We start from the raw sequence: 15,073 nt of genomic DNA, 5'->3' as shown, positions 1-15,073 counted from the left end.
TCGTCCTCTGAAAGGCTGATCACGTGCCGCGCGGAACGTATGCCGACCCGCAGAGCGGGACCGAGGAGGCCTTCCAGTGCGCGCCCGGCGTGGGCGGCTGGCGGTATGTCTCCGAACGCTCCGACGGCCTGCGCACCGACCTCACCGTGGACAGCCGGTGGCTGCAGATCCGCGTTCAGGTCGGCGCCGGTGAACTCCTCATCCGCGGCGGGCTGGCCGGCAGGGAACTGCTGTGGGTCCGTTCCGCCGGAAAGTACGGCGAAGAGCACTCGGCCGAAGCGGCGGGGTTCCTCGGTGACTCCCCCGGTTTCCTGGTGGCCGTGGCCAGGTCTCTGCGACTGGAGCCGGGTTCCCATGCGGACGTACGGCTGGTACGGCTGAGCGCGCCGGCGCTGTCGGCGCTCACGGTGACGCAGCGGTGGCGGCTCACCGACGTCACGACGTACGACACCGACCTGGCGCCCCTTCCGGTGGAGCGCTACGAGGTCACCGACCTGGCGACCGGCGAGGCGAGCGCCGTTCATCTCGCCGGGGACGTCGTCCTGGACGCCCAGGGCGTGGAGCTGGTCGACCTCGAACGCCCTCCCACGCTCCCGCAGCATTGACCCACAACCCCGCCGTGGACCGCCAGGCGAAACGACGTCTTTATGGCGTTGCGGGTCGGCTAGGCACCCCTAGCCTGAGGCGTCACCAGCGTGTAGCTCAGTCAGTAGAGCGCCGGGCTCAAAACCCGTAGGGCGCGGGGGCGGAACCCGCCACGCTGGCCATGAACCACGATGACGCACAGATGCGGGTGGAGACCGGATACGTCAGCGGGCAGATGGCGAAGGCCTTCACCACCGCCTTGAGCCATGCGGACGCCGCCACCCGCAGACGTGCGGAGGAACGGCTCCGCCGCTGGGAACAGGTCCTCGCCGGCATGTCCGACGGGACGCTCGCCATCGGGTCGAGGACACCGGTCGACGGCCTGCCGGCGTGGGTGACTCCCGAGGTCGTACGGGGCGGGTTCGCCACGGGCGAGGCGGCGGCGGGCGGGCCGCTGACATCGCACGAGATCGAGGCCGCCCGCCGGGCCGGAGTGCCCGCCGACCGCCGGGCGCTGTTCCTCCATCACCTGACCGACGCGGGCATGGCCGAGCTGGGCGCGTTGCTGGACAGCGGCCGCTACGAGATCACCGTGCCCGAGACGGCGGCCCTGCTCACGGTGGCGTGGCTGCTGCGGGCGGGCGACGGCGACGCGGCGCTGACCCTGCTGGAGGAGATCGAGCCGTTCGCCGGCCGGCTGCGCTTCCTTCCGCAGCCGAGCGACGCACCGCCACCGGACGGGACTGTCGTCCACCGCGAGACGGTCGGCGAGGTACACGACCGGCTCGGCGAGCGCCGCCCGAATCAGGCCGTCGAGGCGATGAACGAGGCGTTGGCGGTCTGGAACCCCTTCGCGGACGAGCTGCTGGCGCATTGGCTGGAGACCGTCGAGTCCGGGCAGGTCGCGAGCACAGAGCCGGAGGGCTGGCGAGAGCGCGGCTCCGAGCTGCTGGAACGGTACCGGCGTCTCGCCGCCGCCCACACCCTGTGCTCCAAGCACCGCAGGCCCAAGGAGAACCTCGCGGTTCTGCGGACGGCGCTGGAGGAGATCGTCGCCGGGCGCGGCCTGAACCAGCGGCGGCGCGGACTGGTGCAGCACGCCATGGACTCGATGGTCTCTCGGCGGGGCGCCCCCGGATCGCCGCGGCACACCGGGCTGCGCGACGGCCAGTCCCTGGTCGCGGCCCGGCCGACGCACCACGCCCTGGCGCAGGTGCTGATCGCACGCATGTCGGCACTGCCGCGGGACGCCGGCCTGCCCTCGACGGACTGGCTGACCGAGCCGGTGACCGAGGACGAGGAGGACCGTACGGGGGTGGCCGCGGGCAGTGAGATCCCCGGCTCGCTACGGCGCCCGGTCGACCGGGCGCTCAGCGCGCCGGCCGCCGTCCTGGTCGAACGTGGCGTGATCCCGTCGGCGGAGGTGCTGGCCGCGCTCGTTCCCCGGCTGGTCGCCTCGACGACCCCGCTGGCGTATCGGGACGACACCCTGCGTTCGCTCATGGCCGCGGCCTACCGGGCCTTCCGCAAGCGGCGGTCACTGCTGCTCCTCAACCTGGAGCACCAGGTCCGGCTCGAGGAGCTGCCCTGGGTGCGGGCGGTGTCCGGGTACCGCCGTGAACCCGGCGAGGCCAGGCGGCACGCGCGCGTCGCCCTGGTCGAGCTCGGGGAGGTGGCGCTGCGGGGCTTCCCGGCGACCATCCTGCCCAACCCGCTGATCCAGGAGCTCGGCGCGCTGGCCACGCGGGCGGGCGTCGAGGTGCCGCTCGTGGAGGAGCTGGCAGCCGACATCTTCATGGGCGCCTTCTCCGGCAAGTTCCTGCGGGCGGCGCAGCTCGCCGCCGACGTGCTGGAGGGGACGCTGTACGAGCGCTACTACGGAATCGACTACGCGGCGATTCGCGCCATCGACGACACGGCCCAGCACCGGGGTTTCCAGGCGCGTACGTCCGAGACGTTCGCCGCGCTGTGCCGGCGTCGAGCCGGTGATCCTGGGGGCCGCTGGGTGGCCGCCAACGGAATGGTGATCGAGCAGGCGCAGATCCTCACCTCCCACAATCTGGCCGCGCTCGTGCACCCGATCGGGGTGGACCCCGCTCCGGGCCGGTCCGACCTGGCCCGCCGCGCGTTCGTGACCGTCTGCCGCCTCGTGACGCGGGTGCACGGCAATCCGCGCCCGTTGGGGATCATCAAGGACGCCGCGTACGCCTGGCGGCAGATGCTGTTCTACATGGCGTTGTGCGGTCTGGAGGACCAGATCACCCTCACCGCGTGGATCCAGGACGAGGCCAAGCGGCACCCCGAGCACGCCGTACGGCGGCTCGCCCCCGTGCTGGCCGGGCTGCGTCACGTTCTCGTCGGCGGCCGCCTCGACGGCGGAGGCGCTCCCGAGACCCGCCCGTTCCTCGGATGGAGCTCCGACGGCCACTGGATGCGCCACCTGCCCGCCCGAGCCCGGGGCATGGCCGCTCGTTCCCACCGTGCCTGACCTGGATCGCTGTGCCATCGCGGCCGGCGGCACAGCCGCATCGCCGGCCCGGCCGCGTACAGGTGCGCATGGCAAAGAGACGTACATCTTCACGCCAGCCGACACCGGAGATCCGTTCAACGTGCGTGCCTAGCTTCTGCCACATGCCTGGATGTGATTTCACCCGTAGGGACATGCTTCGCTGGTCGGCGGTGGCCGCGGCCGCCGTACCCTTGGCCGCCGTCGATCCGGCGCGAGGTCACGCCGCTACGGGTTCGGGGCGACCCGACGCCGTGCTGCCCGTCAATCTGGAACTCGTCACGCTCACCGAAGACCGCGCCATCGTCACCTGGTACACCGGCGTACCCGGCACCGACGACGGCCTCGGACGAATGGTGCCCGCCCCGGCCGACGGGGAGGTGCGTTACGGCACCCATCCCACGCGGCTGAACCGGGTGGCGCATGGGATCTCCTCCCACACGCCGTACCACCATGTCGAGCTGACCGACCTCGAGCCCGGGCAGACCTATTACTACCAGGCGCGCTCCAACGGCAAGCCCGTCTCGCCGATGCGGTTCACCCTCATCTCGGGCAACGCCGTGGGCACCTCCGACCATGGCCTCGGCACGACCGGGCCGTTCTCGTTCACGACGCCGCAGCCCCCGCCGGGACGCTTCCTGTTCTCCGTCGTCCTCTGCAACGACCTGCACATGGGCGAGACCCAGGCCGGGCTGGTCGGGGGCCAGCCGCAGTACATCGGGATCTCCCAGGTTCCAGGCCTCCCGCCGTACCCGGAGGTGATGCTCGAGTCCCTGGTCGAGGACGTCGAGAGGCTCAAACCGACCTACCTGCTCGCGGCCGGCGACATCTCCGCCGAGGCCGTGCCCGCCGATCTGAGCCGGTCACGGCGACTGCTGAACAGGTTCGGCGAGTACCGCGAGGACTACTTCGTCACGCGCGGCAACCACGATCGCGCGCACACCGGTGACCCGTACGCCGCCTGCCGCGCCGGGCAGTGGCAGGGCAACGACTGCTTCCACGACGCCTACTTCGCTAAGGACGAGCTCACGTACTTCTCCAGCGACCTGTCCGGCCTGCGCGTGATCGGGCTCGACACCTATGACAAGCCGGGCGGCGGTGGCGATGCCGGCGGGCTGTCGCCGGAACAGCTTTCCTGGTTCCGCTCCACCCTCGCCGCGCACAAGGACCAGCCCACCCTGGTGTTCGGGCACCACCCGCTCGTCATGGCCGACTCCGCCTTCCCGATCACGGCCGGCAACTCCCTGGACGCCGCTCAGGCCGCGTCGATCCTCGACACCTACAAGCGGACTCCCGGAGTCTTCCTGCACCATGCCGGCCACACCCATCGCAACCACCGGACGGTCAGCCCGGCCGCACCCGGCGTGACGCTGCAGGAGGTCGCCGCGGTCAAGGAGTACCCCGGAGGCTTCTCGCTGCTGAGACTGCACACCGAGGGCTACGCGCTGAACTTCCACAAGTCACGCAGTGAACTGGCCCGCGCGTGGAGCGAGCGCAGCCGGCAGGAGATCATGGGGTACTGGCCGCAGTTCGCCCTGGGCAACAACGTCTCCGACCGCAACACCGTCGTCAGACGGGACCTGTCGGGCCTCCGTCGGCCGCACCGTCACCGGGGACACGGCAAGGGCGATCACCACCCGCGGGGCCACGCCCCGCTCGCCACGGACTGAGGTACGGCAGAGTAGTGCCCAGGTCGACGGTGATGCGAGACGCGGTATCCGGCCAGAGGGGCGAGCGAGCGGAGGTGGGCACACGTGCGAGGCGAGCCCATGCCCGGCCGGTATCCGATCTCCAGTGGAACGGCCGAACTGCTGCAGGACGCCGACCGTGAGAACGGCTGGGTACTGAACGTCGGTGGCGTGCCCCAGTCCTATGTCGACCTCTCCGAGCCGACGTATCTGGACTTCGGGTACATGGAGATCATGGGCGGCGTGGTCGACCGTCTCGGTCCCCGGCGGGCGGCCATCGACGCCGTCCACGTGGGCGGAGCCGCCTGCACGCTGCCGCGGTACGTCGCGGCCACCCGGCCGGGGTCCCGCCAGGTGGTGTTCGAACCGGACGCCGGGCTCGTACAGATGGTCCGTGAGCAACTCGCCCTCGACACGGTCCCGCGGCTCGACGTCCGGATCGTCGACGGGCGGGCCGGGGTGACGGCCCTTCCCGGGGACTCCGCCGATCTGGTGGTGGTCGACGCCTACACCGCGGCCACGATGCCGATCGAACTGGCCACGGACGAGTTCACGCGTGAGGTCGCACGCGTTCTCCGCCCGGGCGGGGTGCATCTCACCAACGTGTCCGACGGGTCCCGGCTGGCCTTCGTACGGCGGGTCGTCGCGACGGTGTCCGGTGTGTTCCCGCACGCGATGCTCCTCGCGGACCCGGACGTGCTGAGCGGGCGCCGGTTCGGAAACCTCATCGTCGCGGCCGCACCGGCGCCGCTGCCGGTCTCAGGCCCTGTGCCGGGTCCGCTCCGGGCGGCCGCCGGTGCCCTGGTACGCGCCGGCCGACTGGACGGCGACGATCTCGCCCGCTTCCACGCGGGTGCCCGGCCGCTGCACGACGGCGAGGAGACGCCCACGTCGACGCCACCGCCTCAGGTCTTCGGCCAAGACTGAGCCCGGCGGCGTCGCGATGATCACCACCGACGGCCGTACAAGCTCATGGCGGCGTTCCGACGCAACGGCGCGAGTGACCGAAAGAGCGGCACCAAACGGCAAATATCGACAAAACCGACCTACGGCGTTGACCTGATCATCGCGGCGACACGAGGCTGATCCTTCCCGTCGTGGAGTTCTCGCGTGCTGCGCGAACTCCGCCACACCCCTCATCCAGGAGCCGCGATGACGCGCGTTGTTCCCTCCTTCCTCGCCGCGATCACCTTGGCGGCCGGGGTCGCCATGGCCGGTCCGGCCATGGCCGCCGCCCCGCCGGGCCAGGACCGCAGCAAGGACCGGCTCGAAGTCTTCTCCGGACAGATCACCCCGGATCAGCTGAAGACACTCCGCGAACTCGGTCTCGATCACGAGGACATCGCCCTGGGCAAGTCCGTGAACGGCAAGGCCAGTGTCGAAGTCGTCATGAGCCGTGCGCGGGGTGACGCCCTGCGCGCGAAGGGCATTCCCCTCCAGGTCAAGAAGGTCAAGGGACAGACCGCCGCTGAGCGCTCGAAGGCCCTGGCCGCGGAGGGCACGGTGTTCCGCCCGTACAGCGGACCCGGAAACCTCCGCGAGGAAATCGTCAACGCGGCGAACGCGCACCGGTCGATCGCCGAGCCGATCGACATCGGCAAGTCGCTGAAGGGCAAGCCGATCACGGCCATTCGGGTGACGAAGGGTGCCCGCACCCTGCACGCGAACGGCAAGCGCCCGGCCGTCGTCTTCCAGGCGGCGCAGCACGCTCGTGAGTGGATCACACCCGAGACGGTCCGCCGAGAGCTCCACCACTTCCTGAACAACTACGGCAAGAACGCCGAGATCACCAAGATCGTCGACACGACCGACCTCTACTTCATCCCGGTCGTCAACGTCGACGGTTACGACCTGACCTTCAACCCCGACTACCGGATGTGGCGCAAGAACCTGCGCGACAACGACGGGGACGGGCAGATCACCACCGTCGACGGCGTCGACCCCAACCGCAACTTCAGCTACAAGTGGGGCTACGACAACGAGGGCTCCTCCCCGGCGCCCGACAGCGAGACCTTCCGCGGCGCCTCCCCGGGCTCGGAGCCGGAGACGAAGGCGCAGGACGCGTTCGTGAAGCGGCTCCGGCCCAAGTACATGATCAACTACCATTCCGCCGCCGAACTGCTGCTGTACGGCGTGGGCTGGCAGACGCAGACCCCGTCGCCGGACGACCACATCTTCGAGGCACTGGTCGGCGACGACCAGCACCCGGCCGTGCCCGGGTACGACCCCGACCTCGGCGCGGAGCTCTACACCACCAACGGCGAGACCGACGGTCACATGACCGAGCGGTACGGGACGTTGACGGTCACGCCGGAGATGTCGACCTGCCAGACGGCCAGCGCCGTCGACCCGAACGACCGGTGGAAGCCCGAGGACTGCCTCAGCGTCTTCCACTTCCCCGACGACGAGAAGCTGATCCAGCAGGAGTTCGAGAAGAACCTCCCGCTGGTGCTCGCCACCGCGAAGTCGGCGCACACGCCGGACCAGCCCGTCTCGGTCGTCGACAAGGCCACGCCGGACCTGGACGTCGACGCCTTCCCGGTGTCGCACGGCCGTACCCAGCCGGTGGCGGTCGACGCGCGCCGCTCGCTCAAGGGCCTGACGCTGCGCTACCGGATCAACGGCGGCCGTACGCACAGCACCGGCACCCGCGAATGGCGGGGCGGCGAACGCTACGGAGACGAGGGCGACGTCTACTACGGCGAGTTCCGCGGCACCGTACGGGACACCAGGCCCAAGGACAAGGTGGAGGTCTGGTTCGAAGCGGTGAAGAAGGGCAAGCGGATCTCCAGTGAGCGCTTCACCTACACCGTCGCGAGCGACATCGGCGGCAAGGTGCTCGTCCTCGCGGCCGAGGACGTCACGGGCGCCAGCCCGGCGCAGGGCGTGACGACGGCGAAGTACGCCGGCGCCTACACCAAGGCGCTGACCGCCGCCGGCCACAGCTCCGACGTCTACGACGTCGACGCCAACGGCCGTACGGCACCTCACCACCTCGGCGTGCTGAGCCACTACAAGGCCGTGGTCTGGGAGACCGGCGACGACATCATCACCCGGGCGGTCGGCCAGCCGGGCGGCACGACCGCGAAGCTCGCCGTGGACACCGAGCTGAACGTCCGCGACTATCTCAACGAGGGCGGCAAGCTGCTCCACACCGGCAAGTACGCCGGGCTGGCGCAGGGCGCCAACGGCGCGTACTTCTATGAGCCGGACGTCCCGGCCCAGCCGGAGTGCGCGGTCCTGTCCGACCCGCCCTGCCTGCCGATCCTGAACGACTTCCTGCAGTACTACCTCGGCGCCTACTCGTACGTGGACGGCGGGGGCACCGGTGCTGACGGGAAGCCGTATCCGGTCAAGGGCGCCGGCGGTGCGTTCACCGGCTTCCAGAGCACACTGAACGGAGGCGACTCGGCGAACAACCAGGATCACACCGCGTCCTTCCTGACGACGTCGAGCTTCCTGCCGAAGGCGCAGTTCCCGCAGTTCGGCAGCTCCGCGCCCATCGCATGGGACCGGCCCGGCGGAGCACCGTTCGACCCGCGCACCGGTGCCTGGTACGCCTACAGCCAGTCGGCCGACATGTCGTACAAGAGGCTCACCCGGACGGTCGACCTGACCGGCAAGAGCGCCGGCGAACTGACCTTCTCCGCCTCCTACGACACCGAGGCCGGCTGGGACCACCTGTTCGTCGAGGCGCACACCGTGGGCGAAGACGACTGGACGACACTGCCGGACGCGGGCGGGCACACGAGTCAGGAGACCGGCGACAGCTGCGCCTCCGGCTGGCGTGACATCCACCCGTTCACCGCCCACTACCAGGGCGCGGACTGCTCGCCCACGGGCACGACGGGCGCGTGGCACGCGGCATCCGGCAAGTCCAACGGCTGGCAGGACTGGAAGATCGACCTGTCCGCGTACGCGGGCAAGCAGGTCGAACTCTCGATCACCTACGCCAGCGACTGGGGAACCCAGGGCATCGGCGTCTTCATCGACGACACCAAGGTCACCACGGACGGCGCGGCGGTCGCGGAGACCTCCTTCGAGACCGACCTCGGCGGCTGGACGGTGGCCGGCCCGCCCCCGGGTTCGGCGGCGGCCGCCAACGACTGGACCCGGTCGCAGCGGGCGTTCGAGGAGGGCGCGGGCGTCGCCACCAAGGACACCGTGTACGTCGGTTTCGGCGGTGAGGGCCTGAGCACCCAGGCCGCTCGGAACGACTTCGTCAGGAGGGCGATGAAGCACCTGCTCGGCTGATCGGCGAGTACGCGCCGACAAGGGCCCGCCCGGCACCGGGCGGGCCCTTCCGCGTCTCCCGGCAAGTAGCGGCATACTTCTCACGTGGGTACAGATTCGGAAGAGTCATACGAATTCTGGACAGATGGCCCTCGTGTCATCGTGGCCGGCGTGGACGGTTCGACCACATCGATGCGGGCGGGCAGCTATGCGGCCGGGCTGGCACGCCGGCAGAACGCACGCCTGGTGATCGTCTACGTGGCCGGCAGGAGCAGCCTCGCCGACATGGCCCCGGGCGGCGCGCTGGTGACCGAGCAGACCATGGACGAGATCGCCGACGACCTTCGCCGCGAGATCACGGACGGCGCGGCGCGTCTGGGCGTGCGAGCGGAGTTCATCGTGACCCACGGCGATCCGCTCAGTGAACTCGCGCGCATCGCCGACGAGGTCCACGCCGACGGTGTCGTGGTCGGCGTATCCGAGAAGATCGGCCACCGGCTCGTCGGCTCACTCGCCGTCCGCCTCGTCCGCATCGGCCACTGGCCCGTCACCGTCGTGCCCTGACCGTCCGCGCCCCGCAGGCGGCGTCATCGCCCGGTCACATGGCGGCCGACAGGTACCTGCCCCACGAGGACCTGGCAGCCGACGTCACGATCGAGCAGATCTGACCGGACAGGTGCCCGGCGCGGGGCCACACGGAGTTCGGCGCTGAAGGCGGTTCAGCCTCCCGTGCTCGTGCGGCCGAGCCGGGCCCGGGTCGCCTCGACGTCCATGCCGTGCAGGCGCAGCAGGTTCTCTCCCAGGATCTTGCGCTTGGCCTGGTCGGTGAGCTGCGAGTAGCCGTACCCGTCGCAGAGGTCCTGCGGGATCTGGAAGTCCATGAAGACCCGCAGCGCCCACTGCGGATGGAAGATCGGCGCTTCGGACCCGTACACGATCTTGTCCTCGCCGCGCCAGAAGAGCAGCTTCCCGATGATCTCGGCGAACATCCGCGGGGCCCGTACGAGGAACAGACGCTGCTGGCCGCGGCCGACCTCGGCATGCCGCGTAACGCCCTCTTCCTTCCGGCCCGTCCCTACCGTGCCGGCATCGAGCCGGTCAGTGGGAACGCGGTGGCACGCCCCCCGGTGACCGCTGCTGCACACCCTGCATCGGTGGCTGTGGCGCCCCGTACTGCTGCGGCGCCCCGTACTGCTGCGGCCCGCCGTACTGCTGCGGTGCCCCGGATGGCCCGGGCGAGGGAGGCATCGGACCGGGAGGCATCGCACCCGAAGGCATCGAACCGGGCCGAGGCTGCGCGGGCGAGCCGGCCGCGACGGGGACCTGAGCCTGGGTTCCGGTGAAGGAGCGCTGCAGCAGAGCCGTCCGGCGGACCAGGCGCTGGTGCAGCCGCCACTCCTCGCGGCGGCGGCGCTCGGCGAGCACCGCCGACAGCAGGATCTCCGGACGGACGCCCCGGGGCGGCGGCGGGCTGACCACGGCCACCACCTGCTCGGCGATCCGCTGCCCCATCGCGTCGCGCACCTCGGGCATCAGCTCCCAGAAGCGGGTGAGGTACTGCCGGGCGGTGAGCGCGAGACCGTCCGAGACCCTGGACAGCTCCAGCGACTGCCCCCAGCCCGCCAGTTGCTGCGGCATCACGGCGACGGGGCCGAACAGCGCCGAGGCGGGCACCCGGTCCTGGATGACGATCGTGCCCGCGAAGATGTCGCCGATCCGCTTGCCGCGGAGGTTGAGCAGCGAGGCGATGAGCGCGGGCGAGCCGAAGAGCAGCCAGAACTCCACGAACCCGGCGAGCGCGCGCACCAGCGCCTGCCGGAAGCGGACGGGGCCGCCGTCGTCGCTCACCACGCGCAGGCCCAGCGCCATCTTGCCGAGCGTACGGCCACGGGTCAGGGTCTCGAGCGCGGCCGGATACCCGATGATGACGGCGGCGAGCGCGACGACGGAGAGCCCGGCGCCCCACGCCTCGTCGGCGACGAGCGCCGTCATGCCCGTCAGGTAAAGCACGACGTTGAGGATCGAGGCCTGGAAGAGCAGATCCAGCAGGAGCGCGATCGCCCGGCTGGCCAGCCGGGCCACCCTGATGTCGAGTGCGACGGCCTCGCCGGTGACGAGTTCGGCCATGGATCTCCTCCGGATGCAGAACGGGCTACCGTCTAGTTTGCCCGGTAAGTAGTCCGAGAGGTTAGTCTCACCCGGTGGACGTCGATGCTTTCGTTGCCGCGCATCATCAGGATTGGCTGCGCCTGGAGAGCCTGATCAACCGTGGCCGCAAGCTGACCGGTACGGAGATCGACGAACTGGTCGAGCTCTACCAGCGCACCGCCACCCATCTGTCGACGGTGCGTTCCAGCTCGCCCGACCCGGTGCTCGTCGGCCGGCTGTCCTCACTCGTGGCGCGCGGCCGGGCCGCCGTCACCGGCGCGCGGGCACCGCTCTGGCGCGATGCCGGGCGGTTCTTCACCACCTCGTTCCCGGCGGTCGCCTACCGCATGCGGTGGTGGTGGCTGGGCACCACGGCCATCAGCCTCGGCGTGTCGCTCATCATCGCGATCTGGGTGGCCCGCAACCCCGAGGTCCAGTCCTCGATCGGCACGCCCTTCGAGATCCGGCAACTGGTCGAGCACGACTTCGCGAACTACTACACCGAGCACTCGGCGGCGTCCTTCGCCTTCCACGTATGGACCAACAACGTCCTGGTGTCGGCCATCAGCCTCATCGGGGGCGTGCTTCTCGGCATCCCGGTGATCCTCGGCGTCCCTCCTTTCGGCGGTCTGCTGGCCCTTCAGGCGAACCTCGGCGTGACCGCGGGGCTCATGTTCGCCTATGGCAAGGGCGACATCTTCTTCGGCCTGATCCTGCCGCACGGGATGCTGGAGCTCAGCGCGGTCTACCTCGCCTCCGCGACCGGCCTCAAGCTGGGCTGGACGATCATCGACCCGGGCAATCGGCGGCGCGGCCAGGCGCTGGCCGAGGAGGGCCGGGCGGCGATGGGCGTCGCGCTGGGGCTGGTCGTGGTGCTGCTGGTCTCGGGGCTGATCGAGGGGTTCGTGACCGGCTGGGTGCACACCACCTGGCTGCGCATCGGCATCGGCGTCGTGGCCGAGGCCGCGTTCCTGTTCTATGTGATCGCGCTGGGCCGCAAGGCCGTCCGCGCGGGCGTCACCGGCGACGCCGAGCTCAAGCCCGACCTGGCCCCCGTGGCGGGCTGAACGTCACACCCGTACTGGCGCATCCGCCCGGAGGGGAGTGTCGGCGTAGGCCTCGAGGGCCGGGGCGACGTCCATGGAGATCCCGAACCGGCGGCGAGCGCGTCAGACCGTCGTGTTGTCGCCGGGGGTGACCAGGCCCGACTCGTAGGCCAGCATCACGGCCTGGGCCCGGTCGCGCAGGTGCAGCTTGGTGAAGACACGGGCGACATGGGTCTTCACGGTGTGCTCGCTGACCACCAGCCGGGCGGCGATCTCGCTGTTGGACAGCCCCCCGGCCATGAGCATCAGCACCTCGGTCTCGCGTGCCGTCAGGCTGGCCAGCTCGGCGGGCGGCTGCGGCTGGTTACGGCGCTGCCTGGTGAACTCGCGGATCAGCCGCCCGGTCACCTGCGGGGCCAGCAGCGCGTCCCCGCGTGCGACCACCCGCACCGCACCGACGAGGTCCTCGGCCGTGGCGTCCTTCAGCAGGAATCCGCTGGCGCCCGCGGCGAGGGCCGCATAGACGTACTCATCGACGTCGAACGTGGTGAGCACCAGTACGCGCAGGGCGTCCGCACCGGGCCGGGCAAGGATGCGGCGGGTCGCCTCGATACCGTCCATGCCGGGCATGCGGATGTCCATGACGACCACGTCGGGCGAGGTGGCCGCCGCCAGCCGCACGGCCTCGCGCCCGTCGCCCGCCTCCCCGACGACGCTGATGTCGGCCTGGGCGTTCAACAGTGCTGCGAACCCGGCGCGCACGATCGTCTGGTCGTCGACGATCAGCACTCGGATCACGACCGGGGGGGCTCCTCACGTGTGACGGGCAACTCGGCCTCCACCATGAACCCGCCCTCGGTCGCGGGCCCGGCGGAGAACCGTCCGCCGAGTATCGTCGCACGTTCCCGCATTCCGACAAGCCCGTGTCCGCCCCCTGTTTCATTGCGGTCGAGGATCTTGGTGGCCGCCGCCGCGTCACCGTTGTTCCGTACCCGCACCGCCAGCCGGTCGGGCAGATAGGTCAGTTCCACCCGCACCTGGGCTCCGGGGGCGTGCCGGCGCGCGTTCGTCAGCGCCTCCTGCACGATCCGGTACGCCGACAGCTCGATGGTCGCCGACAGGTCGCGTGGGGCGCCGTGCACGGACATCTCGGCCCGGCCGCCCGCTCCCCTGTGCTGCTCGATGAGGTCGGGCAGCCGATCCAGCCTCGGCTGCGGGGTCACCTCCGCCTCGGTCTTCCCGTCGGCCCTCAGCACCGAGAGCAGCCGGCGCATCTCCACGAGCGCCTCACGGGCGGTACGGGCGATCTCGGCGTAGCCGCGCTCGGCCTCCGGTGACAGTTTCGCCATTGTGTACGGCGCCGTCTCGGCCTGAACGGCGATCATGGAGACCGAGTGCGCCACCACGTCGTGCAGTTCCCTCGCGATACGGGCCCGCTCGCGCAGGATCGCCTGCTCACGCGTCACCTCGTGGAGCTTCGTCAGCGTCTCGGTCGTACGCTCCCGCGCCTCGGCGTTGGTGCGCTCGGCCGTCTCGACCACCCGCCGGGCGTCGCCGAGCCCGATGGCGGCCAGCACGGCGATGATCCCGGCGGGCCACGGAATGTCGCTCAGGCTGCCCGACGCCAGGTAGACGACGATCAATGCGGCCACGCTGCCCACCGCAAGGACGCCGGCCGACTGCCGGGGCATGTGCTGGGCGAGCAGATAGAGCGTGTACAGCGCCGCGAACGCGGTGGTCACGAGCAGCTGCTGGCCGGAGAGCAGGCTCGCCGCGAAGGCCCCGAGCACGATGGCCGCGACCGGGCGCAGCGACTCCCTGCGCCACACCAGGGGAAGCGTGGCGGCGACCGCGAAGGCGCCCGCGAGGCTCACCGGGCGCACACCGTGCGGCGCCAGCTCGGCGATGGCCGCGATGGTCAGCGCCAGCCCGGTCAGCGGGGCGAAGAACCATGACTCCGCGAACTCCCGCCAGCCGTTGATCCACCGGGGCATCGGCGCCGTGGGCGGCTCCGTCCGGGTGAAGCCGTCCCGCCCCGCCGCCCCAGGCGGCCCGTACGGGCCGGGGGCGCCGCGAGGCATCTGTGGCCCCGCGGGTCCGTGCGGCCCCTGGGGCCCGAACGACCCGTAGGGCCCTGGCGGACCCTGCGGTCCAGGCGCCCGGGGTCCCTGTGGCGACGGTGTCGCGGGACCGTACAGGCGCGCGTTGATCCGGGCCGTCAGCGGCCGGAGCAGCCGGCCGATGCCGGTGAGGATCCACAGGAGCACTTGGCCCACGCCCGCCACGATCCGCCCGGACAGCCTCCAGGCATGCTGGGCGTAGCGTTCCGATCCGGACATCCCTCCGTGCTGTGCACCATGAGGTGGATCGGTGGGCTCATCACGGGTCATCGCCCCATTTTCCCCCAAGGTCATGGCGGACCGCCTCACCGCCCGGTGCCATACCGGTCGCGAGCATCCCCCTAGAGAACGACGTCCGGTCCCTCCTCGGGGGGGACGCCCGGCGACCTGCGTGGACGTAATGTCATCAACGTGACGAAAGCGGTGGTGCTTTCGGCGAGGGGGTTCGGACGCGCCGCCGCTGTCACACAACGCCGCCCGGAACAGGGGGTTCCGGGCGGTGCGTGAAGGAGACGCCCCTCGCCGGTTCGGCCGTCGTCGTGTCTCCTGCGGAGGGACGGCCGGTCTCGCCTGGGCTGGGGCGGATGACCGGATCGGCCAACCGGCGGGGGTGTCCCCCTCCCATGCGTTCCGGCGACCTTCACGGCCGCCCACGGGTGATCTGTACGGAAAATTTACCGCCGGCTCGCCCTGACCATCCCAGGACGCGGGCGTCCACTTGGTAGATCTCCCTGAAGGACGAGCTCA

General features: G+C 70.7%; 11 protein-coding genes and 1 tRNA gene. 8 read left to right on the top strand and 4 right to left on the bottom strand.

Going from position 1 to position 15,073, the window contains the following annotated elements; genetic code table 11:
* The first annotated feature begins 23 nt into the window (after positions 1-23).
* From HKK72_RS02415 to HKK72_RS02385, 7 genes are all read left to right on the top strand, one after another.
* Complete coding sequence (locus tag HKK72_RS02415; RefSeq protein ID WP_187232545.1) at positions 24-605, top strand: hypothetical protein; 582 nt, start codon at positions 24-26, stop codon at positions 603-605.
* Positions 606-691: 86 nt separating this feature from the next.
* Positions 692-767, top strand: a tRNA-Leu gene (locus HKK72_RS02410).
* On the top strand, positions 767-3,073 hold the full coding sequence (locus tag HKK72_RS02405; RefSeq protein WP_187232544.1) for a hypothetical protein: 2,307 nt from the start codon (positions 767-769) through the stop codon (positions 3,071-3,073). The genes HKK72_RS02410 and HKK72_RS02405 overlap by 1 nt, the downstream gene beginning before the upstream one ends.
* A 173-nt stretch (positions 3,074-3,246) precedes the next feature.
* Positions 3,247-4,761, top strand: coding sequence for a purple acid phosphatase family protein (locus HKK72_RS02400; RefSeq protein WP_222720240.1), 1,515 nt, complete (start codon positions 3,247-3,249; stop codon positions 4,759-4,761).
* A gap of 84 nt (positions 4,762-4,845) precedes the next feature.
* Complete coding sequence (locus HKK72_RS02395) at positions 4,846-5,706, top strand: fused MFS/spermidine synthase (RefSeq protein WP_315987029.1); 861 nt, start codon at positions 4,846-4,848, stop codon at positions 5,704-5,706.
* A 225-nt stretch (positions 5,707-5,931) separates the two neighbouring features.
* Positions 5,932-9,033, top strand: coding sequence for a M14 family metallopeptidase (locus HKK72_RS02390; RefSeq protein WP_222720239.1), 3,102 nt, complete (start codon positions 5,932-5,934; stop codon positions 9,031-9,033).
* A gap of 84 nt (positions 9,034-9,117) precedes the next feature.
* Entirely contained in the window at positions 9,118-9,576 is a 459-nt protein-coding gene (locus tag HKK72_RS02385) for a universal stress protein (RefSeq protein ID WP_315987028.1), read from the top strand.
* Positions 9,577-9,731: 155 nt separating this feature from the next.
* Here HKK72_RS02385 and HKK72_RS02380 read toward each other — a convergent pair whose 3' ends face one another.
* A complete protein-coding gene (locus HKK72_RS02380; RefSeq protein WP_222720238.1) occupies positions 9,732-10,001 on the bottom strand; it encodes an amidohydrolase family protein in 270 nt (89 codons plus the stop codon).
* A 109-nt stretch (positions 10,002-10,110) separates the two neighbouring features.
* Positions 10,111-11,139, bottom strand: a complete 1,029-nt coding sequence (locus tag HKK72_RS02375) for an RDD family protein (protein ID WP_187232542.1) — start codon at positions 11,137-11,139, stop codon at positions 10,111-10,113.
* 74 nt (positions 11,140-11,213) lie between these two features.
* Here HKK72_RS02375 and HKK72_RS02370 point away from each other — a divergent pair, with 74 nt between their 5' ends.
* Positions 11,214-12,227 carry a stage II sporulation protein M gene (locus HKK72_RS02370; RefSeq protein WP_187232541.1) on the top strand — a complete coding sequence of 338 codons (1,014 nt, stop codon included), beginning with the start codon at positions 11,214-11,216 and terminating at the stop codon, positions 12,225-12,227.
* A 102-nt stretch (positions 12,228-12,329) separates the two neighbouring features.
* Here the strand turns inward: HKK72_RS02370 and HKK72_RS02365 are convergent, their stop codons facing one another.
* Both HKK72_RS02365 and HKK72_RS02360 read right to left on the bottom strand, forming a co-directional pair.
* The gene (locus HKK72_RS02365; protein ID WP_187232540.1) at positions 12,330-13,004 is read right to left on the bottom strand and encodes a response regulator transcription factor; all 675 of its coding nucleotides are present in this window, start codon (positions 13,002-13,004) and stop codon (positions 12,330-12,332) included.
* Positions 13,001-14,545 (bottom strand): sensor histidine kinase, encoded by a 1,545-nt coding sequence (locus tag HKK72_RS02360; RefSeq protein ID WP_261986472.1) that lies wholly within the window; start codon positions 14,543-14,545, stop codon positions 13,001-13,003. The genes HKK72_RS02365 and HKK72_RS02360 overlap by 4 nt, the downstream gene beginning before the upstream one ends.
* Between the last annotated feature and the right edge of the window lie 528 nt (positions 14,546-15,073).

The sequence above is a fragment of the Actinomadura sp. HBU206391 genome (assembly GCF_014323665.1).
Lineage (GTDB): Bacteria > Actinomycetota > Actinomycetes > Streptosporangiales > Streptosporangiaceae > Actinomadura_C.
The sequence above is the reverse complement of the archived record's forward strand: the minus strand, read 5'-3'. Positions and strand labels throughout refer to the sequence as shown.